This is a genomic window from Klebsiella sp. CD33 (assembly GCF_051992865.1).
Taxonomy (GTDB): Bacteria; Pseudomonadota; Gammaproteobacteria; order Enterobacterales; family Enterobacteriaceae; genus Klebsiella; species Klebsiella pneumoniae.
In genome coordinates this window covers 1,676,744-1,702,513 of the sequence record NZ_CP197023.1, presented here as the reverse complement: position 1 = coordinate 1,702,513, position 25,770 = coordinate 1,676,744, and the positions used below count along the sequence as shown (strand labels likewise).

General features: G+C 61.0%; 22 protein-coding genes and 1 pseudogene. 9 read left to right on the top strand and 14 right to left on the bottom strand.

Annotated features, from left to right (window positions below):
- Nucleotides 1–12 precede the first annotated feature (12 nt).
- Entirely contained in the window at nucleotides 13–939 is a 927-nt protein-coding gene (locus ACR809_RS08470) for a LysR family transcriptional regulator (protein ID WP_117407221.1), read from the bottom strand.
- Between the two features lie 120 nt (nucleotides 940–1,059).
- Between ACR809_RS08470 and ACR809_RS08465 the strand changes: the two genes are divergently transcribed.
- Together ACR809_RS08465 and ACR809_RS08460 are read left to right on the top strand one after the other, a co-directional pair.
- A complete protein-coding gene (locus ACR809_RS08465) occupies nucleotides 1,060–2,871 on the top strand; it encodes an adenine deaminase (protein ID WP_023284047.1) in 1,812 nt (603 codons plus the stop codon).
- A 2-nt stretch (nucleotides 2,872–2,873) separates the two neighbouring features.
- The gene (locus tag ACR809_RS08460) at nucleotides 2,874–4,217 is read left to right on the top strand and encodes an NCS2 family permease (protein WP_002912743.1); all 1,344 of its coding nucleotides are present in this window, start codon (nucleotides 2,874–2,876) and stop codon (nucleotides 4,215–4,217) included.
- On the opposite strand, the gene ACR809_RS08455 is transcribed toward ACR809_RS08460, so the two are convergent.
- A complete protein-coding gene (locus tag ACR809_RS08455; protein ID WP_004149074.1) occupies nucleotides 4,207–5,106 on the bottom strand; it encodes a LysR family transcriptional regulator in 900 nt (299 codons plus the stop codon). The two genes, ACR809_RS08460 and ACR809_RS08455, sit on opposite strands and share 11 nt — an antisense overlap.
- A gap of 183 nt (nucleotides 5,107–5,289) precedes the next feature.
- Here ACR809_RS08455 and ACR809_RS08450 point away from each other — a divergent pair, with 183 nt between their 5' ends.
- A complete protein-coding gene (locus ACR809_RS08450) occupies nucleotides 5,290–5,607 on the top strand; it encodes an RcnB family protein (RefSeq protein ID WP_002912749.1) in 318 nt (105 codons plus the stop codon).
- A complete protein-coding gene (locus tag ACR809_RS08445) occupies nucleotides 5,582–6,043 on the top strand; it encodes a GNAT family N-acetyltransferase (RefSeq protein ID WP_008804055.1) in 462 nt (153 codons plus the stop codon). The genes ACR809_RS08450 and ACR809_RS08445 overlap by 26 nt, the downstream gene beginning before the upstream one ends.
- Here ACR809_RS08445 and apbC read toward each other — a convergent pair.
- Nucleotides 6,040–7,149 carry an iron-sulfur cluster carrier protein ApbC gene (gene apbC / locus ACR809_RS08440; RefSeq protein WP_002912751.1) on the bottom strand — a complete coding sequence of 370 codons (1,110 nt, stop codon included), beginning with the start codon at nucleotides 7,147–7,149 and terminating at the stop codon, nucleotides 6,040–6,042. The genes ACR809_RS08445 and apbC overlap by 4 nt on opposite strands.
- Before the next feature lie 153 nt (nucleotides 7,150–7,302).
- Between apbC and metG the strand changes: the two genes are divergently transcribed.
- Complete coding sequence (metG, locus tag ACR809_RS08435) at nucleotides 7,303–9,336, top strand: methionine--tRNA ligase (RefSeq protein ID WP_002912753.1); 2,034 nt, start codon at nucleotides 7,303–7,305, stop codon at nucleotides 9,334–9,336.
- 114 nt (nucleotides 9,337–9,450) lie between these two features.
- On the opposite strand, the gene ACR809_RS08430 is transcribed toward metG, so the two are convergent.
- From ACR809_RS08430 to ACR809_RS08420, 3 genes are read right to left on the bottom strand one after another with little or no spacing between them, the layout of a single operon-like run.
- On the bottom strand, nucleotides 9,451–9,921 hold the full coding sequence (locus tag ACR809_RS08430) for a DUF1456 family protein (protein WP_002912756.1): 471 nt from the start codon (nucleotides 9,919–9,921) through the stop codon (nucleotides 9,451–9,453).
- A 47-nt stretch (nucleotides 9,922–9,968) separates the two neighbouring features.
- Nucleotides 9,969–10,688 (bottom strand): two-component system response regulator BtsR, encoded by a 720-nt coding sequence (btsR, locus tag ACR809_RS08425; protein WP_004144215.1) that lies wholly within the window; start codon nucleotides 10,686–10,688, stop codon nucleotides 9,969–9,971.
- Nucleotides 10,682–12,370, bottom strand: a complete 1,689-nt coding sequence (locus tag ACR809_RS08420; RefSeq protein ID WP_101970472.1) for a sensor histidine kinase — start codon at nucleotides 12,368–12,370, stop codon at nucleotides 10,682–10,684. Before ACR809_RS08420 ends, btsR begins: the two co-directional genes overlap by 7 nt.
- Nucleotides 12,371–12,599: 229 nt before the next feature.
- Between ACR809_RS08420 and ACR809_RS08415 the strand changes: the two genes are divergently transcribed.
- A complete protein-coding gene (locus ACR809_RS08415; RefSeq protein ID WP_002912762.1) occupies nucleotides 12,600–12,713 on the top strand; it encodes a protein YohO in 114 nt (37 codons plus the stop codon).
- Here the strand turns inward: ACR809_RS08415 and ACR809_RS08410 are convergent.
- The 5 genes from ACR809_RS08410 to bglX form a co-directional block, all read right to left on the bottom strand.
- Entirely contained in the window at nucleotides 12,688–13,425 is a 738-nt protein-coding gene (locus tag ACR809_RS08410) for an ABC transporter permease (protein WP_004180609.1), read from the bottom strand. The two genes, ACR809_RS08415 and ACR809_RS08410, sit on opposite strands and share 26 nt — an antisense overlap.
- A complete protein-coding gene (locus ACR809_RS08405) occupies nucleotides 13,409–14,356 on the bottom strand; it encodes an ABC transporter ATP-binding protein (protein ID WP_023317091.1) in 948 nt (315 codons plus the stop codon). The genes ACR809_RS08410 and ACR809_RS08405 overlap by 17 nt, the downstream gene beginning before the upstream one ends.
- Nucleotides 14,349–15,506: an ABC transporter permease gene (locus ACR809_RS08400; RefSeq protein ID WP_009307420.1), complete on the bottom strand. Its 1,158-nt coding sequence runs from the start codon at nucleotides 15,504–15,506 to the stop codon at nucleotides 14,349–14,351. The genes ACR809_RS08405 and ACR809_RS08400 overlap by 8 nt, the downstream gene beginning before the upstream one ends.
- A gap of 7 nt (nucleotides 15,507–15,513) precedes the next feature.
- Nucleotides 15,514–16,431 (bottom strand): glycine betaine ABC transporter substrate-binding protein OsmF, encoded by a 918-nt coding sequence (gene osmF / locus ACR809_RS08395; protein ID WP_002912823.1) that lies wholly within the window; start codon nucleotides 16,429–16,431, stop codon nucleotides 15,514–15,516.
- Between the two features lie 136 nt (nucleotides 16,432–16,567).
- Nucleotides 16,568–18,865: a beta-glucosidase BglX gene (gene bglX / locus ACR809_RS08390; RefSeq protein ID WP_101970421.1), complete on the bottom strand. Its 2,298-nt coding sequence runs from the start codon at nucleotides 18,863–18,865 to the stop codon at nucleotides 16,568–16,570.
- Between the two features lie 194 nt (nucleotides 18,866–19,059).
- Here bglX and dld point away from each other — a divergent pair, with 194 nt between their 5' ends.
- Nucleotides 19,060–20,805, top strand: coding sequence for a D-lactate dehydrogenase (dld, locus tag ACR809_RS08385; protein ID WP_002912827.1), 1,746 nt, complete (start codon nucleotides 19,060–19,062; stop codon nucleotides 20,803–20,805).
- Between the two features lie 85 nt (nucleotides 20,806–20,890).
- Nucleotides 20,891–21,445: a GNAT family N-acetyltransferase gene (locus ACR809_RS08380; RefSeq protein WP_002912829.1), complete on the top strand. Its 555-nt coding sequence runs from the start codon at nucleotides 20,891–20,893 to the stop codon at nucleotides 21,443–21,445.
- Between the two features lie 341 nt (nucleotides 21,446–21,786).
- Here ACR809_RS08380 and pbpG read toward each other — a convergent pair whose 3' ends face one another.
- Both pbpG and ACR809_RS08370 read right to left on the bottom strand, forming a co-directional pair.
- Entirely contained in the window at nucleotides 21,787–22,737 is a 951-nt protein-coding gene (gene pbpG, locus ACR809_RS08375) for a D-alanyl-D-alanine endopeptidase (RefSeq protein WP_004180615.1), read from the bottom strand.
- Nucleotides 22,738–22,925: 188 nt separating this feature from the next.
- On the bottom strand, nucleotides 22,926–23,513 hold the full coding sequence (locus ACR809_RS08370; protein WP_002912831.1) for a Yip1 family protein: 588 nt from the start codon (nucleotides 23,511–23,513) through the stop codon (nucleotides 22,926–22,928).
- 154 nt (nucleotides 23,514–23,667) lie between these two features.
- On the opposite strand from ACR809_RS08370, the gene ACR809_RS08365 reads away from it, so the two are divergent.
- Nucleotides 23,668–24,237 carry a DedA family protein gene (locus ACR809_RS08365; protein WP_002912833.1) on the top strand — a complete coding sequence of 190 codons (570 nt, stop codon included), beginning with the start codon at nucleotides 23,668–23,670 and terminating at the stop codon, nucleotides 24,235–24,237.
- Nucleotides 24,238–24,270: 33 nt separating this feature from the next.
- Here the strand turns inward: ACR809_RS08365 and mdtQ are convergent.
- Nucleotides 24,271–25,711: pseudogene (gene mdtQ / locus ACR809_RS08360) on the bottom strand (multidrug resistance outer membrane protein MdtQ).
- Nucleotides 25,712–25,770 lie beyond the last annotated feature (59 nt).

Genomic DNA, 25,770 nt, shown 5'->3' with positions numbered 1-25,770 from the left:
TCAATGTGCGGATCAGGCATCAGCGCGACGCAATTCTCCCTGCAGCAGGGAAAAACAGGCTTCGATAAGCGGCGGCAGCGCCTGCGGGCCGCGCATCAGGGCCACCGTACGGGTCAGCGCCGGCTGCTGCAACTGGGCGACCTGGAGCGCCGGGTCCTGCAGATGGGTGGTGTACAGCGCCGGCAGAATGGCCACCGCTAAGCGCGAGCGCACCAGGCCATACAGGGTTTCGATATAGTCCACCTGGTAGCGGGTGGTCAGCGTCAGGCGATGGCTCTCCACTAATGCCGCCACCAGCCGTTGAATATTGCCCTTCGAGAACACAGCAATATCCCGCCCCACCAGCTGCTTCCACGGCAAGTGCGCCTGCGCGGCCAGCGGATCGTCGCGGTGCAGCACCGCCACAAAGGGATCTTCGCGCAGCGGATAGACCAGCAGTTCAGCAGGCACTGAGCTGTCGATCGCCCCGATACCGAAATCAATCTCGCCGCGCAGCAGCGCCTGGATAAGCGCATCGTTGGTCTGATCGTGAAATTCAATGCGCAGACGCGGAAAGGCCTGGGCCAGGGTCTGCGGCAGCAATGGGAACAGCAGCGAACTGACCGACGGCACCAGACCGATGCGCACAGTCCCGTCGCCGCCCGCCTCGACGATCTGCTGCATATCGAAAAAGGCCGCCTGCGCTACGCTGAGGATCCGCTGGGCGTGGGGTAAAATCGCCGCCCCCAGTTCAGTCAGGGTGACCGCCGAAGCGGTACGGTTGACCAGCTTACCGCCGAGTACCGTTTCAATCTGCCGCAGGGCGCTGCTCAGCGCCGGCTGGCTAATCGCCAGCCGACTGGCGGTATCGGTAAAATGGCGCAGCTGGGCCAGGGTGACGAAATACTGAAGCTGTTTAAGAGAGAGCGCGGGCAGCCGCTGCCAGGGTTCGTTCATCATCGGGTTCGCTACGGTGGTCCTGCACAATAACCCGAGCTTATCGGGTGATAAATTTATTCATCTGGGCAAACGTTTGCTGTGCCCCTAGAGTATCCGCATTATCCTTGTGCCGGAGTGGTTATGTCCAGCAATGCTCAAGTCCGCCGTCGCGCCGTGCAGGCCGCGCGCGGTGAATCCCCGTTTGATCTGCTACTGATCGATGCGCAGATCGTCGATATGGCCACGGGCGAAATTCGCCCCGCTGACGTCGGTATCGTCGGCGAAATGATCGCCAGCGTCCACCCGCGCGGCAGCCGCGCCGACGCCCATGAAGTACGTTCCCTGGCCGGTGGCTACCTGTCCCCCGGCCTGATGGACACCCACGTACACCTCGAAAGCTCGCACCTGCCGCCGGAGCGCTACGCGGAAATCGTCCTCACCCAGGGAACCACCGCGGTGTTCTGGGATCCGCATGAGCTGGCCAACGTCCTCGGCGTCGAGGGCGTGCGCTACGCGGTTGACGCCAGCCGCCATCTGCCGCTGCAGGTGATGGTCGCCGCCCCGTCCAGCGTCCCCTCCACGCCGGGTCTCGAAATGTCCGGCGCCGATTTCGCCGGCGCGGAGATGGAGACCATGCTCGGCTGGCCGGAAGTACGCGGTGTGGCGGAAGTGATGGATATGCACGGCGTGCTGCACGGTAGCGAGCGGATGCAGGAGATTGTCCAGGCCGGTCTCAACAGCGGCAAACTGATTGAAGGCCACGCCCGCGGCCTGAGCGGCGCTGACCTGCAGGCCTACCTCGCCGCCGGCGTCACCTCCGATCATGAACTGACCTCGGCGGACGACGCGCTGGAAAAACTGCGCGCTGGTCTGACGATCGAGATCCGCGGCTCGCACCCCTATCTGCTGCCGGATATCGTCGCGGCGTTAAAAACGCTGCCGCACCTCTCCTCGCAAATCACCGTCTGCACCGATGACGTGCCGCCGGATATGCTGCTGGAGAAAGGCGGGATCATCGCCCTGCTTAACCTGCTGATCGAGCACGGTTTACCGGCGGTCGATGCGCTGCGATTCGCCACCCTCAACGCCGCTATTCGCCTGCAGCGCCACGATCTCGGGCTGATTGCCGCCGGGCGGCGCGCCGATCTGGTGGTGTTTGATTCCCTGGAGAAACTGGTGGCCCGTGAAGTCTACGTTGGGGGGGAACGGCTGGCCTATGCTGGCCGCCTGCTGAAGCCGATCGCGCCCGCCGCGGGCGTCACGCCGCCGCGCGATACTTTGCAGATCGCCCCCCTCCGCGCCGATGACTTTATTCTGCGCGTCCAGGGCATTCGTCACGGCATCGCCCGCCTGCGCCATATCCGCGGCGCGCGCTTCACCCAGTGGGGCGAAGTAGAAGTGCAGGTTCGTGACGGGAAAGTCCAGCTGCCCGCCGGCTTCAGTCTGATCTGGGTCAAGCACCGCCACGGCCGCCATCAGGCGACGCCGCAAATCGCCCTGCTTGAAGGCTGGGGTGAGCTGCGTGGCGCCATCGCCACCAGCTACTCCCACGACTCGCATAATCTGGTGGTGCTCGGACGCGACGCTAATGATATGGCGCTGGCGGCCAACCAGCTTATCGCCTCCGGCGGCGGGATGGCGCTGGCGCAACAGGGCGAGATCCTCGCCCATGTGGCGATGCCGATTGCCGGCATGCTGTCGGATCTCCCGGCCGCGGAACTGGCGCGTCAGTTCCGCGAGCTGCGCGATCTGAGCAGCCAAGTCGCCGACTGGGAGCCGCCGTACCGGGTCTTCAAGGCCATTGAAGGCACCTGCCTTGCCTGTAACGCCGGGCCGCATTTAACCGATTTGGGTCTGACCGACGGCGGCAGCCGCCAGATAGTCGACCCGTTGATAGCCTGCCGGGAGATCCCGGAGCCAACCGATCACAACAATAATCCTCAGGGAGCCTGAGCATGGCCGATAACACACTTCACTCTTCCGCCCGCGCTAACTGGCTGGAGCGCCGCTTTGCGCTGCGCTCGCGCGGCGGCACGCTACGCACCGAATGCCTGGCCGGGATCACCGGTTTCCTCGCCGCCGCCTATTTACTGGTGGTTATCCCGGGGCTGCTGGCGATCGGCGGGATGGATAAAGGCGCCGCCACCACCGGCACCATTCTGGTCTTCGTCGTCGGCTCGCTGCTGATGGCGTTTTATGCCAACCTGCCGTTTATCGTCGGCCCGGGCATTGGCGGCTCGGTGCTGGTGGGGGTGACGCTGGCCGGTAGCGAAGGGATTGGCTGGCAGACTGGCCTCGGAATTGCCTGCTGGTCGGGGATCCTCTTCTTCCTGCTGACCCGCTTTGGCCTGCGCGAAGTGGTCACCCGCTCGGTGCCGCAGTCGATCAAGCTGGGATTGACGGCCTCCATCGGCCTGTTTGTCGCCGTCCTCGGTTTTCGCAATGCCGGGCTGGTGCTGGCCAATGCGAAAACCAACGCCCTGATGCTCGGCGACTTTCTCGCCCCCGGCGCGCTGGTGGCGCTGTGCGGCCTGTTCCTGGCGATAGCCCTACAGGCGCGTAAGGTACCGGGCGCCATTTTGTGGGCCATTCTGTGCGCTACCCTGGTGGGTATCCCGTTCGGCGTGACTAAACTGCCGACGCATTTTATCGATGCCCCCCACTCGCTGGCGCCGGTGCTGGGACAGGTTGACCTGCTGGGGGCGTTAAACATCGCCTTCCTGCCGTTCCTGTTCGTCTTTTTCGCATCTGAGTTTTTCTCCACCATGGGGACAACGCTGGCGGTGGGCGGCGAGGCGGGTCTGCTGGATGAAGAAGGCAACATGCCGCAGATTAATCGCCCGTTCATGGTCGATTCGATTGCCGCCGCGCTCGGCCCGTGGGTGGGCATTCCGGCGGCGACGGCGCTGATTGAATCTTCGGCGGCAGCGGAAGCGGGCGGCAAAACCGGCCTCACCGCCCTGTCGGCGGCGGTAATGTTCCTGCTGATGCTGCTGTTCACGCCGGTGGCGTTGATGATCCCGAAAGAAGCCACCGCCCCGGCGCTGATCCTGATTGGCCTGAACATGTTCAGCGGCCTGCGCAAAGTGGATCTTGCCAACTTCACCGACGGGCTGCCGGTGCTGATGATGGTGATGATCACCCTTATCGCCAACAGCTTTGGCACCGGGATTGCCGGCGGGCTGCTGTTTTACATTGTGATCAAGGCTATCGCCGGTAAGTGGCGGGAGATCCCGATTGGCCTGTGGGTATTGGCCGTCCCGCTGGTGTATTACTTCGCGACCTTAGTCAGGCATTAAGCCCTTCACAATGTGATTTCACCTCTTCATATAACAAACGCACCGCGGCAGAGAGCTGTTTGCGGTGCGGACAAATCAGATTCAACGGCACTACATCCCCCTGATAACGCGGCAGCAGGCGCCGCAGGCGCCCCGCCCGCAGATCGTCGCTGACGTCGAGCATCGATTTATAGGCAATGCCCTCCCCGGCGATCGCCAGCCGACGGATCACCTCGGCGTCGTCGCTCATCACCGTGCCGGAAACCTTCTGCTGCTGAACCACGCCGTCGAGGCTCAGCGACCAGCGGTCGAACGGACGGCCGCGCAAAATGTAGATCAACGCATTATGCTGGCTGAGTTCCTCGAGGGTCTGCGGTTCGCCATGGCGGGCGATCCACTCAGGCGAGGCCACCAGCACCCGACGATTTTCCGGCGCCACCGGCAGCGAGATAAACGAGGCATCGTCGTTATTGCCATAGCGAAACGCAACGTCCACCGGATCTTTAAACACGTCGGTCAGCTGATCGGAAAAGAGCAGCCGCAGGCGCAGCGCCGGGTGGCGTTGGCGGAAATCGCGGAACAGGGTCAGGAGCAGGTTACGCCCGAGGTCCGACGGCACGGCAATCTGCAACATGCCGCGAACTTCATCATCCGGGGTCTGGATCTTCTGCAGACCGGCCTCGAGGGTATCGAGCATCTGGGTGGCGTAGGGCAGCCAGGTCTCCCCCTCCGGCGTCAGGCGCAGGCTGCGGGTCGAACGGGCAAACAGGCGAATATTGAGGATCGTCTCCAGACGCTTAATTGCCGCGCTGACCTGCGCCGGCTGCTGCCCGGCCTCGCGCGCCGCGTCGCTAAAACTGCCCAGCGCCGCGGCGCGGACAAATAAGGTCAGATCTTCCAGCCTGAACATGCCGATTCTCCCCTGCTTCAGATTGCTCCCAAAATACGCATCACCGTCGCTGCAACGCAAGCGGCACAAGACTTGCGCCGCGTTTTGCTTACACTTTTTAAAAATCCAGTGCTTGCCATTTCAGCAACGCATCAGGAATGATACGAGGCTGCTATTTTGAGTCCAGGTAATATTGAGGAAACTATGCGTAAAACAAAAATGATGCTTCTGGGCGTACTTCTTGCCACCGCTGGCGCCAGCTGGACGGCTACTGCCGCGGGGATCGATCAGTATGCGCTGAAAGAGTTCACCGCCGATTTCACCCAGTTTCACATCGGCGACACCGTTCCGGCGATGTACCTCACCCCGGAATACAACATCAAACAGTGGCAGCAGCGTAACCTGCCTGCGCCGGACGCCGGCAGCCACTGGACCTATATGGGCGGTAACTACGTGCTGATCACCGATACCGAAGGCAAAATCCTCAAAGTGTACGATGGCGAGATCTTCTATCATCGCTGATCCGCGCAATCTCCACGTCCGCCCCGGCGAGCCAGCGGACTCTCCGGCGCTGCGCCAGATCTTCCTGCGGGCGCGCAGTTTATCGTGGACCTGGCTTCCCGCCGCGGCGTGGCGGCTGGAAGATTTCGATGCCGCCACCGCGGATGAACAACTGTGGGTCGCGGAATGCGACGGCCAGCCGGTGGGCTTTGCCGCCGTATGGACCGCCGATAATTTCCTTCACCATCTGTTTGTCGACCCCGACTGGCAAGGCAAACATATCGGCAGCGCGCTGCTGGCGCAGGTCGAACGGAGCTTTACCGCCAGCGGAACGCTGAAGTGCCTGATGGAAAATAAAAACGCCCTGCGCTTCTACCAGCGTCATGGCTGGACCATCGAAGCACAGGGCGCGTCGCCCGAGGGCAGATACTGGCTAATGCGCTCGCCGCGGCCTTAAACGGCGCGGAAGGCAATCTCACCCGGGATCACTTCTCCCTGCCAGTACATCTGGGCCGCCACCCGGCCCGCCAGCTGGCGGTAGATGTCGGTAAATTCGCTGTCCGGACGCGCCACCACCGTCGGCGTGCCGTTATCCAGATCTTCCCGCAGCGTAATATGCAGTGGCAGCTGGCCCAGCAGCTGGGTGTGGTATTTCTCGGCCAGTTTTTGCGCGCCGCCGGTGCCGAAGATAGGCTCGTGGTGCCCGCAGTTGCTGCAGATATGCATGCTCATGTTTTCCACGATCCCCAGCACCGGCACTTCCACTTTCTCGAACATCACGATGCCTTTTTTGGCGTCGATCAGCGCGATGTCCTGCGGCGTGGTGACCACCACCGCGCCGGTCACCGGAATGTTCTGCGCCAGGGTCAGCTGGATGTCGCCGGTGCCCGGCGGCATATCCAGCACCAGGTAATCAAGATCCGGCCACAGGGTCTCCTGCAGCATCTGCATCAGCGCCTTGCTGGCCATCGGCCCACGCCAGACCATGGCGTTGTCGTCGGTCACCAGGTAGCCGATGGAGTTGGTTGCCAGACCATATTTCATGATCGGCGCCATATGAGTGCCGTCCGGCGAGGTCGGGCGGCTGTCTTCCGCACCCAGCATGGTCGGAATCGACGGACCATAGATATCGGCATCCAGAATGCCCACCTTCGCCCCTTCCGCCGCCAGGGCCAGCGCCAGGTTTACGGCAGTAGAAGATTTACCGACGCCGCCTTTGCCGGAGCTGATGGCGATAATGTTTTTCACGCCGTTGACCCCGGGCTGGTTTTTCACCCGCTTGAGGGTTGCGATGCTGTGGGTCAGCTTCCAGTCGATGGCCTTCGCGCCGGTGATGCGCAGCAGTTCGGCGCTGCACTGCTCTTTCAGCGCTTCGAAGGCGCTGCTCCAGACGAACGGCATTTGCAGTTCAATATGGACGGTATCGTCCAGCCAGGCGACATGGTGCAGCGCCTTAAGGGCGGTGAGATTATGCTTCAGGGTTGGGTGCTGGAAATTGGCCAGCGTCCCGGCGACCATCGCACGTAGGCGCTCAGGGGATTTGGCCTGGGATTGCGAATTCATCCCGACTCCTTTGTTGTTTTGAGATGCTTTCAGTAATCACAGAGTTTATCACAGGTAACGATTATCCATATATGGGCAGCCATTTATGGCGCACCCACAGCCCTTTTGGTAATATCGGAAGCCCTTTTTACAACAGAAGATGTAATGCTCACTATGACTCAAGTCGCGAAGAAAATTCTGGTAACGTGCGCCCTGCCGTACGCCAACGGCTCCATCCACCTCGGCCACATGCTGGAGCACATCCAGGCTGATGTCTGGGTCCGTTACCAGCGAATGCGCGGCCACGAGGTCAACTTCATCTGCGCCGACGACGCCCACGGCACGCCGATCATGCTCAAAGCGCAGCAGCTCGGTATCACACCGGAGCAGATGATTGGCGAAATGAGTCAGGAGCATCAGACCGATTTCGCCGGCTTCGACATCAGCTATGATAACTATCACTCGACGCACAGCGACGAGAACCGCGAGCTGTCGGAGCTTATCTACACCCGCCTGAAAGAGAACGGTTTTATTAAAAACCGCACCATCTCTCAGCTCTACGATCCGGAAAAAGGCATGTTCCTGCCGGACCGTTTTGTGAAAGGCACCTGTCCGAAGTGCAAATCTCCGGACCAGTATGGCGATAACTGCGAAGTGTGCGGCGCGACCTACAGCCCTACCGAGCTTATCGACCCGAAATCGGTGGTCTCCGGCGCCACGCCGGTGATGCGTGACTCCGAGCACTTCTTCTTCGACCTGCCGTCGTTCAGCGAAATGCTGCAGGCGTGGACCCGCAGCGGCGCGCTGCAGGAGCAGGTCGCGAACAAGATGCAGGAGTGGTTCGAATCCGGCCTGCAGCAGTGGGACATCTCCCGCGATGCGCCGTACTTCGGCTTCGAAATTCCCAACGCGCCGGGCAAATATTTCTACGTCTGGCTGGACGCGCCGATCGGTTACATGGGTTCCTTCAAGAACCTGTGCGACAAGCGCGGCGACACCACCAGCTTCGACGAATACTGGAAGAAAGACTCCACGGCCGAGCTGTATCACTTTATCGGCAAAGACATTGTCTACTTCCACAGCCTGTTCTGGCCGGCGATGCTGGAAGGCAGCAACTTCCGTAAGCCGACTAATCTGTTCGTGCACGGCTACGTGACGGTCAACGGCGCCAAGATGTCCAAGTCGCGCGGCACCTTTATCAAGGCCAGCACCTGGTTAAATCATTTCGATGCCGACAGCCTGCGCTACTACTACACCGCCAAGCTCTCTTCACGCATCGATGACATCGACCTGAACCTGGAAGATTTCGTGCAGCGCGTGAACGCCGACATCGTCAACAAGGTGGTTAACCTCGCCTCGCGCAACGCCGGCTTTATCAGCAAGCGTTTCGACGGCGTGCTGGCCGCGGAGCTGGCCGACCCGGCGCTGTACAAAACCTTCACCGACGCGGCGGAAAGCATCGGCGAAGCATGGGACAGCCGCGAGTTCGGTAAGGCCATCCGCGAAATCATGGCCCTCGCCGACGTGGCTAACCGCTACGTCGACGAGCAGGCGCCGTGGGTGGTGGCGAAACAGGAAGGCCGCGACGCCGACCTGCAGGCCATCTGCACTATGGGCCTGAATATGTTCCGCGTGCTGATGACCTGGCTGAAGCCGGTCCTGCCGCAGCTGGCCGCACGTGCGGAAGCGTTCCTCAACAGCGAACTGAGCTGGGACGCCATTCAGCAGCCGCTGCTGGCGCATAAGGTCAATCCGTTCAAGGCGCTGTACAACCGTATCGAGATGAAGCAGGTGGAAGCCCTGGTAGAAGCCTCTAAAGAAGAGGTGAAAGCCACCGCGGCGCCGGTCACCGGTCCGCTGGCGGACGATCCGATTCAGGAGACCATCACCTTTGACGATTTCGCCAAAGTCGATCTGCGCGTGGCGCTGATTGAAAACGCGGAATTCGTCGAGGGCTCCGACAAGCTACTGCGCCTGACGCTGGATCTCGGCGGCGAAAAACGTAACGTCTTCTCCGGCATCCGCTCCGCCTATCCGGATCCGCAGCCGCTGATTGGTCGCCTGACGGTGATGGTCGCCAACCTGGCGCCGCGCAAAATGCGCTTCGGCATCTCCGAGGGCATGGTGATGGCCGCCGGCCCTGGCGGGAAGGATATCTTCCTGTTAAGCCCTGACGACGGCGCCAAGCCGGGTCAGCAGGTGAAATAACAAAAAAGCCGGAGAGTATCTCCGGCTTTTTTTTGCCCGGCGGCGCTATGCTAGCACGCGCCCGGGGGCAGTCGTTGTAGGCCGGGTCAGGCGAAGCCGCCACCCGGCAAAAAATCATGCCTTCGGGTTATGCACCCGCTGGGTCAGTCCGCGCAGGAAATTGCGCAAAAACTGGTCGCCGCACTCGCGGTAGTTTTTGTGGTCAGGCGAGCGCATCATGGCGGTGATCTCCGGCACCGACACCCGGTATTTCTGCTCGCTCATAATCGCCTGGATATCGTCCGTTTTCAGCGAGAAGGCGATCCGCAGCTTTTTCAGCACCGTGTTGTTATTCACCCGGCGCTCCAGCGCCAGCTCCGGGGCCGAATCATCTTTGCCGCGCTTGTCATAGATAAGGCCGTTCAGGAAACCCGACAGGATAATGTCCGGGCAGCGAACAAAGCCCTCTTCATCCTCTTTCGTCGTCCAGGTGTCGAAGCTGGCGGCGGTGGATTCCATAGCGGAGAGCGCGAGAATGCGCACCATATCGTTATTATTGACTTTCAGGGTGTAGCGCAGGCTACGAAGAATATCATTACTGAGCATGAGGGCCTTTTACTGTCGATGATGCAATGGGGCGCAGTGTACCAGCTTTACAGGCCAATCGCCTCTTTCAGGCTTTTTAAATAGCGTCGGCTCACCGGCACCGTTTGCCCGGCGCGCATCAGCAGCTCCGCCTGACCATTCTCCTCCAGGCGAATCTCCTTCAGGTGCGCCATATTCACCAGATACTGGCGATGGCAGCGCAGCAACGGCGTGCGGCTCTCAAGGGTGCGCAGGGTCAGTTCGGTAAAGCCCTCTTTTCCCTCGCGGTCGGTCACGTAGATGCCGCTCATCCGGCTGCTGACGAAGGCCACATCCTCCATCTGCAGCAGCCAGATACGACTGTGGCCGGTACAGGGAATGTATTTCAGCGTCTGCTGAGCATCATCCAGCAGCGACACATCCTGCAGATTACGCTCCTGGCGCAGGCGGGCGAGGGTTTTCTCCAGCCGGGCAGCTTCAATCGGCTTCAGCAGATAGTCAAAGGCATGCTCCTCAAAGGCTTTCACCGCGTATTCATCAAAGGCGGTGAGAAACACGATATAGGGGCGGTGCTCCGGGTCGAGCATCCCGACCATCTCCAGACCGCTGATGCGCGGCATCTGGATGTCGAGAAACAGCACGTCGGGACGCAGCTTATGCACCGCGCCAATGGCCTCCACCGCGTTGCCGCACTCGCCGACAATCTCGATATCGCGCTGTGTCTCCAGCAAAATGCGCAGGTTTTCCCGCGCCAGCGGCTCATCATCGACGATCAATACTCTCAGCATGCATTCTCCTCCAGGGGCAGACGTAGGGTGACACAGGTAAAGCGCTCCGGCTCGCAGGTGACGCTGATGCCGCAGTCGGCGCCAAAACGCGCCCGCAGCCGCCTGTCCACCAGATTCATCCCCAGCCCGCTGGCCTGGGGGTTGGCCCGGTACAGCCCGGCGTTATCTTCGATATCCAGCTGCAGCCAGCGATCGTCCTGGCTGGCGCGGATGGTAATTTCGCCGACGCCAAGATGTTGCGATGTACCATGCTTAATGGCGTTCTCCACGATCGGCTGCAGGGTAAAGGCCGGCAGCTGGTGATGCGCCAGCCCTTCCGGCACCGCCATCTGGATCTGCAGGTTAGCCTGAAAGCGAGCCTTCTCAATCTGCAGATAGGCGTTAACATGCTCGATCTCATCGGCAAGAGTGACAATTTCCGTCGGCCGTTTCAGGTTCTTGCGAAAGAAGGTCGACAGATACTGCACCAGCTGGCCGGCCTGTTCGCTGTCGCGGCGGATCACCGCCTTCAGCGTGTTAAGCGCGTTAAACAGGAAGTGCGGGTTGACCTGGGCGTGCAGGAGCTTGATTTCGGATTGCGTCAGCAGCGCCTTCTGCCGCTCGTACTGTCCGGCGAGGATCTGCGCCGACAGCAGCTGGGCAATCCCCTCCCCGAGGGTGCGGTTGATTGAACTGAACAGGCGATTTTTCGCCTCATACAATTTAATGGTTCCTATCACCCGTTGGTTCTCGCCGCGCAGGGGGATCACCAGCGTCGACCCCAGCTTACAGTGCGGATGAATCGAGCAGCGGTAAGGCACCTCGTTGCCGTCGGCGTAGACCACCTCCCCGGTCTCAATCGCCCGTTGCGTATACGAGGAGGAGATAGGCTTGCCCGGCAGATGGTGGTCGTCGCCGATGCCGGTAAACGCCAGCAGCTTGTCGCGATCGGTGATCGCCACCGCGCCGATGTCCAGCTCCTGGATCAGCACCTGGGCCACCTTCATGCTGTTCTCTTCGTTGAACCCCTGACGCAGGATCCCCTCGGTGGACGCCGCCACCTTCAGCGCCGTGGCGGAAAAGGCGGAGGTGTACTTCTCGAACATCGCCCGTTTATCCAGCAGAATGCGCATAAACAGCGCCGCACCGACGGTATTGGTGACCATCATCGGCGCGGCAATGCTCTGCACCAGATGCAGGGCGTCCTGGAACGGGCGGGCAATCAGCAGAATGATCATCATCTGCACCAGCTCGGCCACGAAGGTGATCGCCCCGGCGGTCAGCGGGCTAAAGACTTTGTCCGGCCGGCCGCGTTTGACCAGCACGCTGTGCACCAGACCGCCCAGCAGCCCCTCAACGATGGTGGAAACCATGCAGCTTAAGGCGGTCATTCCCCCCAGCGAGTAGCGGTGCAGGCCGCCGGTGAGCCCTACCAGCCCGCCGACCACCGGCCCGCCGAGCAGGCCGCCCATCACGGCGCCGATGGCGCGGGTGTTGGCGATGGAGTCTTCGATATGCAGACCGAAATAGGTCCCCATAATGCAGAAAATGGAGAAGGTGACGTAGCACAGCAGCTTGTGCGGCAGGCGAACGGTGACTTGCATCAGGGGGATAAACAGTCGGGTTTTGCTCATCAACCACGCGATGACCAAAAATACGCACATCTGCTGAAGCAGCAGCAACACCAGATCAAACTCGTACATACCCGCAAACCACACATGCCTGAAAGCGCGTACCATACCCTGCCTGGCGAAAAGTTTCTTTGAAGCCCTGCATAAAAATGAAAAATGGCGGCCAGGATCACACTTTTCCCGGTGCATTTGCTTAGTAAACGCGGCAAAAACCCCGGCGCGGCGCGCTAAACCGCAATTAATGTTTCATTAACACCTGCGCTTCACCGTATAATCCCCCTGTTAACATCAGGAGCCTATTATGAAGCCAGCGAAAATCGCGGTCGTCACTCTCTTCTTACTTATGGCCATCGGCGGGATCAGCGGCGTAATGCTGGCCGGCTATTCCTTTATTGTGCGTGGCGGTGTCGGCTGATCCAGCGGGTCAGACGCTCAAACGCGCGGTCGACGATAATCGCCGCCAGGGCCACCAGCAGCGCCCCCTGAACAATATAGGCGGTATTAAAGCCGCTCAGGCCGATGATGATCGGCGTCCCGAGCGTACTGGCCCCCACCGTCGAGGCAATGGTCGCGGTACCAATATTGACGATGACCGAGGTGCGGATCCCCGCCAGGATCACCGGGGCCGCCAGCGGAAGCTCCACCTTATACAGACGCTGCCAGCCGGTCATTCCCATCCCTTCAGCCACGCCTGACACCCCAGGCGGTATCGAACCCAGCCCGGCCAGCGTCCCCTGCAGCACCGGCAGTATGCCATACAACGCGAGGGCGATGAGCGCGGGCAGCCAGCCAAAGCCCAGCACCGGCACCGCCATCGCCAGCACCGCCACCGGCGGAAAGGTCTGCCCGATAGCGGCGATGGTCTCCACCAGCGGACGAAACGCGCCGCCGGCGGGCCGGGTGACCGCCACCCCAGCCCCCAGCCCGATTGCCGTTGCCGCGAGGCTGGACGCCACCACCAGCCAGCCGTGATCGAGAGTGAGCGCCCAGAAGCTCTCCTGCTGGTAGACCGGCCGCGGCAGTTCCGGGAACAGCCGACTGAACAGCGGCGCGCTGTAGGGCAGCCCTGCCAGCAGGCCGATAAACAGCGCGATAAGCCACCACAGCGGCTCACGAAGCGCCTTCATGGCTCATCTCCTGACGCAGCAGATCGGCAAAATGCAGCGTACCGCAGGGCCTGCCTTCGGCATCGACCACCGGCAGCGTCTCGCAGCGCCGGGCGACAAACTGCGACAGCGCTTCCCGCAGGGTCATGGTGACGGTCAGCCCCTCGCCCGCCAGCCGTTCGTCGGGACGCAAATAGTCCCCCACCTCGCGCAGCGACAGCAGGCGCACACCCAGCTCGCTGCGGCCAAAAAAGGTCTGTACAAAGCTATTTTTCGGTCGCAGGAGCATCTCCAGCGGCGCCCCCTGCTGGACCACCTCGCCCCCGTCCATCAGCACCAGGTGGTCCGCCAGACGCAGCGCTTCGTCAATATCATGGGTCACCAGCACAATCGTCCGTCCCAGCAGACGGTGGATGCGCAGCATCTCCTGCTGCAGCGCCTCGCGGGTCACCGGGTCGAGGGCGCCGAAGGGCTCATCCATCAACAGCACCTCCGGATCTGCCGCCAGCGCCCGCGCCACCCCCACCCGCTGCTGCTGGCCGCCGGAGAGCTGATGCGGGTAACGGTCGCGCAGCGTCGCCTCCAGCCCCAGCAGCGCCATCAGCTCGTCGATCCGGTCGGCGATCCTTGCCTGCGGCCATCTTTGCAACTGCGGCACGGTGGCGATATTCTGCGCCACCGTCCAGTGGGGAAACAGGCCGATGGACTGGATGGCATAACCCATCCGCCGCCGCAGGGTCAGGACCGGCTGCTGGCGGATGTCCTCGCCGGCAAAGCGAATGGTGCCCCGGTCCGGCTCCAGCAGACGGTTGATCATCTTCAGCGTCGTCGACTTGCCCGAGCCGGAAGTCCCCACCAGCACCGAGAAAGCGCCTTCGCGCAGCTCCAGGGTCAGGTCCTTCACCGCCGGGTGGCCGGCAAACACTTTGCTCACCCCGTGAAATTCAATCATTGGCCTCTCCTTTTAGCCAGGCGCCCCACAGGGCGAACAGGGCATCCACCACCACCGCCAGGGCAATGGTCGGCACCACGCCCAGCAGCACCAGATCCAGCGCACTGCTCAGCAGCCCCTGAAAAACCAGCGCGCCAAAGCCGCCGGCGCCGATCAGCGCGGCCACTACCGCCATGCCGACGGTTTGCACGCTGACCACCCGCAGGCTGCGCAACAGTACCGGCATCGCCAGCGGAAGCTGCACCTGACGAAAGCGCTGCCCGGCGCTCATGCCCATTGCCGTCGCGCTTTCCAGGGCATCCTGCGGCACCTGCTGCAGGCCGGTCACCACCCCGCGCACCAGCGGCAGCAGCGCATAGAGAGTGAGAGCGATCAGGGCTGGCGCCACGCCGGTCCCGGAGACGCCCAGCTCGCCCAGCGTCGGGAAATAACGCGCCAGACCGGCAAGCGGCGCAATCAGCAGGCCAAAAAGCGCTACCGACGGAATAGTCTGGATCACATTGAGCGCGGTGAAAGCCGGCGCCTGCCAGCGCGGACGCCGCCACAGCCATACCCCCAGCGGCAGGCCAATCAGCAGGCCCGGCAGCAGGGTGCCGAACAGCAGAAGCAGATGCTGGCGCAGGGCGTCATCAAATACCTCCTGACGGTTGGCATACTCCTTCAGCAAGGAGAGCTGATCGAGCGCCCCGATAGCGAGCAGGATGATGGGCAACAGCCAGACTTGCGCATTGAGCAGCCAGCGCCAGAGCGGCCGGACGGTAAGATGACGGATGGCCTCGCTGGCCAGCAGCAGACAAAGCGCCAGCGACAGCCACAGGCCGCTGCCGGGCGAGGTGCGCGCCAGCGGCGAGCCATGGCGGGAGAGCTCAAGCGCCGCCTGGCCGCTGCCCCAGATAAGCAGCGGGAAGAGCAGTTCGGCCAGCAGCAGGTGGAGAAACGGCACGATCCTGCCCGGCAGCCAGCAGAGCAGCATCCCGGCAAGGGCCGCCGCCAGCTGAACGCCGGCGAGCCAGGGCAGCGCCTGCCATAGCCCGCGCCCTTCCCCGGAGAGTAAGCGATTCGGCGCATAAGTGACAAACGGCAGCGCCAGCGTAACCAGCAGCAGACCAGTCAGCAGCAGGCCGACGCGATGAGTACAGCGAATGGTCACCGGTGGCTTACTTCAGCAGGCCTTTCTGCTGCAGATAATCTGCCGCCACGCGCTTCGCATCCTGGCCCTCCACCGCAATGCGGGCGTTCAGCTGCTGCAGCGTTTTTTCATCGAGGCTGGCGAAGACCGGCTGCAGCCAGTCGGCGATCTGCGGGTAGGCCTTCAGCACCGCCTCGCGCACCACCGGCGTCGGGGCATATATCGGCTGCACGCCCTGCGGGTCGCTCAGCGTCTGTAACCCCAGGGCCGCCACCGGGCCATCGGTGCCGTAGGCCATCGCCGCGTTAACGCCGGAGGTCTGTTGCGCCGCCGCTTTGATGGTCACCGCCGTATCGCCCCCGGCCAGCGACAGCAGCTGGTTCTGGTTGAGGTTGAAGCCATACGCTTTTTCAAACGCCGGCAGCGCGTCCGGGCGCTCAATAAATTCCGCCGAAGCCGCCAGCTTAAATTCGCCGCCCTGCTTCAGGTAGCGACTGAGGTCGGCCAGCGAGGTCAGCTTATTTTTCTCCGCCAGGTCCTGGCGCACGGCGATAGTCCAGGTGTTGTTGGCCGGCGCCGGGGTGAGCCATACCAGCTGATGTTTCTCCTGATCGAGGCGCTTCACCTTCTCATAGCCCTGTTGGGCATTCTTCCACGCCGGGTCGTTTTCATCTTTGAAGAAGAAGGCGCCATTGCCGGTATATTCCGGGTAGATATCCAGCTCGCCGGCGACAATCGCCCCGCGCACCACCGGCGTGGTGCCGAGCTGGATTTTATTAATCGTTTTTACGCCGTGGCTTTCCAGCACCTGCTGGATCATATTGCCCAGCAGCGCGCCTTCGGTATCAATTTTCGAGCCGACCTTCACCGGCTCCGCCGCCTGCAGCGGTAAACTTATCAGGGCGGCCAGCGCCAGCGCGCCGGACCATGTCGTTGCCATCTTCATCCCGCATCCCTCAGTTCTTTTGCGCTTCGCTTACAGAAGCTTAAGAGAAAAGCGTAGCCCATTTGCCAGCGATGCGAAAAAGAAAAGGCCGATTAATCGGCCTTTAAAGCGTGACGTTGGGCTTAAGAGCGATACCTTACAGCAGCTCAAACTCGCTCTGCTTCACGCGGGCGGAGTCCAAGCCGATAAAGACATTAAATTTGCCCGGCTCAGCAACGTATTTCATTTGCTGATTCCAGAACTTCAGCGCGTCGACGTCGATTGGGAAGCTAACGGTTTGCGTTTCGCCCGGTTTGAGGGTGACCTTTTTAAAGCCGCGCAGCATTTTCACCGGCCGGCTCATGGAGGCGGTGACGTCCTGTAGGTAGAGCTGGATCACCGTCGCCCCTTCGCGATTGCCGGTGTTGGTCACCTGCACGCTGGCGGTCACGCTGCCATCGCGCGGCATGGTGGCCGACGACATGTTGACATCGGAGACGCTAAAGGTGGTGTAGCTCAGACCGTAACCAAACGGATACAGCGGGCCATTGGCTTCATCGAAGTAACGCGAGGTGTACTTGTTCGGCTTCTCCGGATTATACGGCCGGCCGGTATTCAGGTGGCTGTAGTAGGTTGGGATCTGGCCCACCGAGCGCGGGAAAGACATCGGCAGCTTGCCCGACGGGTTGTAGTCGCCAAACAGCACGTCGGCGATGGCGTGGCCGCCTTCGGTGCCGGCAAACCAGGTCTCCAGCAGCGCATCGGCTTGCTGATCCTCTTTCACCAGCGCCAGCGGACGCCCGTTCATCAGCACCAGCACCAGCGGTTTGCCGGTGGCTTTAAGAGCGGCAATCAGATTGCGCTGGCTCTGCGGCAGGGTGATATCGGTCCGGCTGGAGGCCTCATGCGCCATGCCCTGCGCCTCGCCCACCACGGCGACCACCACATCGGATTGCTTCGCCGCCGCGACCGCTTCGTCGATCATTTCCTGCGGCGAGCGTGGGTCAACCTGCACCGCGTTCTCATACAAATTGAGGAAATCGACAATGCCTTTGTCATCGGTAACGTTCGCCCCTTTGGCGTAAATCACTTTGCCGTTATCGCCCAGCGCTTCTTTGATGCCGGTCAGGACGGTCACCGACTGGTCGGCCACCCCGGCCGCGGACCAGCTGCCCATCATGTCGCGCTTGCTGTCCGCCAGCGCGCCCACCACCGCGATAGTGCCGGATTTTTTCAGCGGCAGCGTATCAAGACGGTTCTTCAGCAGCACCAGGCTCTCGCGAGCCACTTCGCGCGCCTCTTTACGATGCAGACGACTTTCCGCATTGGTGTCCTGCGGGTCAGAATCTTTCGGTCCCAGGTGGCTGTAGGGATCGTTGAACAGTCCCATATCATATTTCACGTTGAGCACGTGTCGGGTGGCATCATCCAGCTCGGCCATGGTCACCTTGCCGGACTTCACCAGCCCCGGCAGGTACTTACTGTAATACTCGTCGCTCATGCTCATGTTGATGCCGGACTTCAGCGCTACGCGCACCGCGTCTTCCGGGTCGGAGGCCACGCCGTGCTTAATCAACTCTTTGATGGCGCCGTGGTCGGAAACGGTGATGCCTTTAAAGCCCCACTGGTCGCGCAGGACGTCTTTCAGCAGCCAGGAATCAGAGGTCGCCGGGGTGCCGTTCAGCGAGTTCAGGGCCACCATCACCGCGCCGCTGCCGGCATCAAGCCCGGCTTTGTACGGCGGCATATAGTCGTTGAACAGGCGCTGCGGGCTCATGTCGACCGTGTTGTACTCTTTCCCGCCCTCCACCGCGCCGTAGGCGGCGAAATGCTTGACGCTGGTCATCACCGAATAGCGGTCCGCCGGGCTCTTGCCCTGCATCGACTCCACCATCGCCTGGCCCATCATCGTGGTCAGATAGGTGTCTTCCCCGAACCCTTCGGAAGCGCGTCCCCAGCGCGGGTCGCGGGAGACGTCGACCATCGGCGCCCAGGTCATGTTCAACCCGTCATCGGCAGCTTCATAAGCTGACACGCGGCCCACGGTCTTCACCGCATCAAGGTTAAACGACGAGGCCAGGCCGAGGCTTATCGGAAACACGGTGCGCTGACCGTGCAGCACATCGTAGGCAAAGAACAGCGGGATCTTCAGGCGGCTAAGCTGCATCACCTGATCCTGCATCACACGGATATCCGGGCGGGTAACGGTGTTAAAAATCGCCCCCACCTGACCGTTCTTGATCATTTCACGGATCGCCTCTTTCGGGTTATCCGGGCCAACGCTTATCAGACGCAGCTGGCCGATTTTCTCGTCCACCGTCATTTTTTTCAGCAGGTCGGTGACAAAGGCATCCCGCGCCTGCGGGGTCAGGGGGTGGTTACCAAACAGTTCATCCGCCAGCGCGGGTTGCAGCGCCAGACTCACGGCGACGCCTACAGTGCAGAGCCATTTCATTGTTATCTCGCTTTATCTCAGACGGGGACTCGGTAAAACATAATAAAAACCGCAGTTTGCCATATATATAAACAACGCGCCCGCAGAATGCTAAGGTTCTTCTCTGATTTTTGCGAAACATTCATGCATCAAATTGTCATACAAAGCGCTATGCTTATCCTCGATATTTCGCGCACCACCACAAGGAGTGGAACATGTCATCTGCACCCACTGACACCCATAAAACGTTTCTGGCTGACCTGGCGCGCCTGGTTGGCCCTTCGCATCTGCTGACCGACCCGGCAAAAACCCAGCGCTACCGCAAAGGCTTCCGCTCCGGTCAGGGCGAGGCCCTGGCGGTTGTCTTTCCCGGCACCCTGCTGGAACTCTGGCGCGTGCTCAACGCCTGCGTAGACGCCGATAAAATTATTCTGATGCAGGCGGCCAACACCGGCCTGACCGAAGGTTCGACCCCCAACGGCAATGATTACGATCGCGAGATCGTGATTATCAGCACCCTGCGCCTGGACAAACTGCATCTGCTGGACAAAGGCGAGCAGGTGCTGGCCTGGCCCGGCACCACCCTCTATTCGCTGGAAAAAGCGCTCAAACCGCTGGGACGCGAACCGCACTCGGTGATCGGTTCGTCATGCATCGGCGCGTCGGTCATCGGCGGGATCTGCAACAACTCCGGCGGCTCGCTGGTGCAGCGCGGGCCGGCCTACACTGAGATGTCGCTGTTCGCGCAGATTGACGCCGACGGCAAGCTGAAGCTGGTCAATCATCTGGGCATCGATCTCGGCAGCACGCCGGAGCAGATCCTCAGCCGCCTCGATGACGAACGGATTAGCGATAGCGATGTCCTGCACGACGGCCGCCACGCCCACGATCACGACTATGTCACCCGCGTGCGCGATGTCGATGCCGACACCCCGGCGCGCTATAACGCCGACCCGGACCGCCTGTTCGAATCCTCCGGCTGCGCCGGCAAGCTGGCGGTTTTCGCCGTGCGTCTCGATACTTTCCCGGCGGAAAAGCGCCAGCAGGTGTTTTACATTGGCACCAACCAGCCGCAGGTATTGACCGAGATCCGCCGCCATATCCTCGCCGAGTTCCAGCATCTGCCGGTGGCGGGGGAATATATGCACCGCGATATTTACGATATCGCCGAGAAGTATGGCAAAGACACCTTCCTGATGATCGACAAGCTCGGCACCGACAAAATGCCGTTCTTCTTCACCATGAAGGGGCGCACCGACGCGATGCTGGAGAAAGTCTCGCTGTTTAAGCCGCACTTTACCGACCGCTTTATGCAGAAGCTCGGCCACGTCTTCCCGGCGCATTTACCGGAGCGGATGAAAACCTGGCGCGATAAATATGAACATCATCTGCTGCTGAAGATGGCTGGCGACGGCATCGAAGAAGCGCAGCGTTGGTTGACGGAGTACTTCCAGCAGGCCGAGGGGGATTTCTTCGCCTGTACGCCGGAGGAAGGCAGCAAGGCGTTCCTCCATCGCTTTGCCGCCGCCGGCGCGGCGATCCGCTATCAGGCGGTGCATGCCGACGAAGTCGAAGATATTCTGGCGCTGGATATCGCCCTGCGCCGTAACGATACCGAGTGGTTCGAACATCTGCCGCCCGAAATCGACAGCCAGCTGGTGCATAAGCTCTACTATGGCCACTTTATGTGCCATGTGTTCCATCAGGATTACATCGTCAGGAAAGGGGTCGACGCCCACGCGCTGAAGGAAAAAATGCTGGAGTTACTGAAAGCGCGCGGCGCCCAGTACCCGGCGGAGCATAACGTGGGTCATCTGTATGAGGCCCCGGAGAGCCTGCAGCAGTTCTATCGCCAGAACGATCCGACCAACAGCATGAACCCGGGGATTGGTAAAACCAGCAAGCAGAAATACTGGGGTGAAGCGGCCCCGACGCCAGCCTCTCCGGCGGATCCGCAATAATCGACGACAGGACTATTCAGCCTGGCGCTTCTGTATTACGCTGCACGCCGGAGAATGTTTCTCCGGCAGATTCAGGAGCGCCGCCATGCCCGCAGAGGCCCCGTTACTCGACAGTGATTTAGAAATTCGCGAAGCGCTGCCCGACGATGCGCACGCCATCGCCGCGCTGTATGTCTGGCACGTGCTTAATGGCCGCGCCTCCTTCGAAGAGATCCCCCCCACCGTTGACGAAATGCGTAAACGGATCCAGACCGTGCGCGACAACGGGCTGCCGTGGCTGGTAGCACTGTGGCGCGGGGCTATCGTCGGCTACTGCTATGCCACCTTCTATCGCCCGCGTCCGGCCTATCGCTACACCCTCGAGGAATCGATATACGTGGAATCCGGAATGGGCGGACGCGGCATCGGCAGCGCGCTGCTGTCCAGGCTAATCGCTGAGTGCGAGAAAGGCCCGTGGCGGCAGATGCTGGCGATCATCGGCGATGGCCATAACAATGCCGGCTCGCTGGCGATCCATAAAAAGTTCGGCTTTACCGTGGCGGGTCAGCTGCGCAGCGTCGGCTACAAGATGGGCGACTGGCGGGATACGTTGATTATGCAGCGCGCGCTGGGTGACGGCGACTGGACGCTGCCGGAGTGATATCCGGCGTCAAATCCCCGGCTCGCGGCGTAAACGCCTTAGCCGGGCTACCGTTCAGCGCGGTTCCGGAGAGGCGTCAGCCGCCATCCGCCACAAACACCGGCACTCGACCTGATTGCCCGGCGGCGCTGCGCTTGCCGGGCCTACGAAGGGGATGAACCCGCCGCCAAATCACGTAGGCCGGATAAGGCGCGAGCCGCCATCCGGCACATACGCGGCACGGTGTCGGGTATATTGTCCGGCGGCGCTGCGCTTGCCGGGCCTGCGAAGGGGGCAAACCCGGTGCCAAATCACGTAGCCCGGATAAGGCGCAATGCGCCGCCATCCGGGAGACATGCAGATTAATCGTTCTGCGCGGTCTGCGCGCCGCCTTTCAGCATCGCCTCCGCCATCTGCGCTTCGCGCTGCTTTTTATAGCTCAGCGCCGAGGCGGGTACCGGCATCACCTTCCCGGTTTCAATCCAGGTCCGCAAGCGGCTGGCGTCAGCGAAGTGGGTATATTTGCCGAAGGCATCCATCACCACCAGCGCCACCGGACGTTGGTTAATCACCGTGCGCATAATCAGGCAGTGGCCGGCAGCGTTGGTGAAGCCGGTTTTGGTCAGCTGAATGTTCCAGTTATCGCGATACACCAGATGGTTGGTGTTGCGGAACGGCAGGCTGTAGGCCGGATGGGCGAAGGTGGCGGTCTCTTCTTTGGTGGTGCTCAGCTGGCCGATCAGCGGATACTGCTCGCTGGCGATCAGCAGTTTGGTCAGATCGCGGGCGGTGGAGACGTTATGCACCGACAGGCCGGTGGGCTCCACGTAGCGGGTATGGGTCATGCCCAGCGCCTGGGCTTTGGCGTTCATCGCGCGAATAAAAGCGTCGTAGCCGCCCGGATAGTGATGCGCCAGGCTGGCGGCCGCGCGGTTCTCGGAAGACATCAGCGCCAGCAGCAGCATATCGCGGCGACTAATCTGGCTGTTGAGGCGCACGCGGGAGTAGATCCCCTTCATTTCCGGCGTATGGCTGATATCCACCGTCAGCATCTCATCCAGCGGCAGATGGGCATCGAGCACCACCATGGCCGTCATCACTTTGGTGATCGACGCCATCGGGCGCACCAGATCCGGCTGGCTGGCATAAATGATTTTTTTCGTGGCCAGATCGACGATCATGGCGCTGCCGGAGGCAATTTCCGGCTGCGAGGCGGTCACCGCCGTCGGGGTTTTTGCTAACGCCTGGGGCGCAAAAGGCACAGCCAGCAGCAAGGTCAGGCTGAGCAAAGAGACTCGAAATTTCGGCATCATGGGCATTCTGAAAAGTATTTTTGCACGTTATGGAACGTACGCCGCGAGGTTAAGTGGGCAACTTCGCTGGCAAACGCCATCATACCGCGCCGTAAGGCCCTGTGCCTAATAAGAATCGTGAAGAAATGCTGCATTGCCGACATAAAATACATATTTGCCGGCAATGCATATTTACCCGTGTCGCCCGATCAGAAGAGTCGGTAGCCATACCCCCAGAGCACCACGGTGATGGCCAGCAGCACTTCCAGCACCAGTACCCCAATAGCTAGCGTCGAGCTGGCAAAGCTTAACCCCTCTTCCCGATTAATGCTCAGGAAGGTCGGAATGCCGAGATACAGCAGATACCCGGTATAGAACAGCGCAATAGTACCGACCAGCGCGCACAGCCAGACCAGCGGATAGAGCGCCACAATCCCGCTCAGAAACAGCGGGGTGGCGACGTAGCCGGCAAACACCATGCAGCGTTTCAGGGAAGGCTGCTGCGGATACTGCCTCGCCATCCACCAGATGACCCGCCCCATGATCGCCACCCCGGCGAGCATCACGGCGTAAAACAGCACCGCCAGCGCCAGTCCGGTCAGCATCGACAGTTTAATCACGGTGCCATCGCCGAAGTTCCAGCCCAGCTGCGTGGTGCCGATAAAGGCGCAGATTACCGGAACCGCCGCCATCAGCAGCACATGATGCGTATAGTGATGAGAAATGGTTTCATTCTCGCTCTTAATCACGCTCATTTCCCGGTTGGGATGAGCGAAGAGCCCCCAGACATGGTTCATAGCGTCCCCCTTGTCACGGCTTCGTACTGCACTGATCCAAGTATAATTCACCCTGTAGATTATTTTATGTACAGCACAGAAAATTCTGCGTCGCCGCGTTTTGGTCAGCAGGGTGTATGATTAAGAGGTGATGAGGTAAGGAGAAAAGCTTTTTATGGATATCAATCACCTGATTTCCCAGTATGGCTACGCGGCGCTGATCGTCGGCAGCATGGCGGAAGGTGAGACCATTACCCTGCTGGGCGGCGTCGCGGCGCATCAGGGGCTACTGAAATTTCCCCTGGTGGTGATCGCCGTCGCCCTCGGCGGGATGATTGGCGATCAGCTGCTCTATCTGGTCGGCCGCCGCTTCGGGGGACGCATCCTGCGCCGTTTCGCCAGTCAGAAAGCGCGGATCCGTAAAGCGCAGCGTATGATCCAGCACCGGCCGTGGCTGTTTGTCATCGGCACCCGCTTTATGTATGGCTTCCGGGTAATCGGCCCCCTGCTGATCGGCGCCAGCCGCCTGCCGCCGCGCATTTTCCTGCCGCTGAATATTGTCGGAGCGCTGGTGTGGGCCCTGCTGTTTACCACCATTGGCTATCTCGGCGGCGAGGTGGTTGGCCCGTGGCTGCACCATCTGGATGCCCATCTGAAGCACTGGATCTGGCTGATCCTCGCGGTGGTGGTGGTGGTGGCCGCCCACTGGTGGCTCAGGCGGCGCGAGAGTAAGAAGAAAGACTAAGCGGCGCGCCCGCGGGCGCACCGTGGTTGGCGGTTACTTCACCGTCTGGTGGTAGCCGCCGCCGAGGGCCGAGGTCAGTTGAATGCTAGCGTCAATCCACTGGCCGTGCAGGCGCAATGCGGTGATCCGCTCCTGCAGCGCCGGGAGCTTCGCCATACTGACTCTGGAGCCAGGTAAGATCCCCGCCGCCATTCGGGCCTGCGCCAGATCCACTACCCGTTGAGCGTCTTTTTCAACCTGCTGCTGCTGCTGGCTTTTGGCCATTAATGTTTCGACCTGGCTGGCGGTTTTCGCCACCTGGTTAACGGCATCCACCACCGCTTTGTTGTACTGGGCGATCGACAGGCTATTCTGCGCGCTGGCGATATCCAGGTTGGCGTTAAGGCGGCCGCTGTCAAAGATCGGCAGCGTCAACCCGGCAGTAACGCCCATCTGCTGCGCCGAATGGCGGAAAAGATCGCTTAAGTGCAGGGCATCCTGCTGCAGGAACGCCATCAGATTGATGTCCGGATAAAACGCCGCTTTCGCCGCGTCCATTTCGCTCAGGGACGCCTCAATATACCAGTGGGCGACCTGCAGATCCGGGCGGCGCGCCAGCAGCTCATAGCCGAGGGTATCTGGCAGCTGCGCGCTGACCGTTGGCAGGCTGGCGGGTTTGAGGTTTAGCGACTGGCTCTGGCTGTTGGTCAGGGCCATCAGCCGCGCTTCAATCTCTTTCATCGTGCCCGTCACGTCCGCCAGCTGCTGGTCGGTTTTGCTGACGTTAATATCGTTCTCCGCTCCTTCGGCGGAGTTAGTGATCCCGCGCTGATACAGGGCCCTGTCGACCGTCACGATATTATTTTGCTCGTTTTTCACCTGCTGCAGCACCGCTTTGATCGCCGCTTCCGTCTGCCACTGCCAGTACAGACGCGCCACGCTGCCGGAGAGCAGCTCACGGGTCTGGGCCTGTTCAGCAACCTGGGCTTTCAGCTCGCCGATACGCGCTTTCACCAGCGCACGGTTTTTTCCCCACAGATCGAGATCCCAACCGGCGGTCAGGCCAAAGGTACCGTTGGTGTACCACGGGCCGGTATTGCCGTCGGTGTCGGTAGCAAACGGTCCCATCAGGCCTTCGGCCGACATGCGCTGGCGTTCAATATCGGCGGAGAAATCCATCTCCGGGCCAAGATTCGCCTGCGACATTCGCGCCTGCGCTTCGGCAAGCCTGATGCGCTGTTCGGCAATCTGCATATCCGGCGCGTTGGCCAACGCTCGCTGAATCAGATTATTAAGCTGTGGGTCATGGTAATCTTTCCACCAGTCAGTCTGCGGCCAGCCATTTTTCACGGCGGCAGGGAGATCCATGGAAACATGGGAGGCTGGAATTTGCTGCTGCGGCGGATTAGCAACCTCAATGAGATGGCGCGCAGCCAGCCAGCGCGATGGCCAGGGGCAATGCCGCCAGCACGCTTTTATTTAATATCAATTTCATTGGACAGGTCAGATAACTTAATCAGGTTGGTTATCATAAGTTAATTGAATTAAACGCGT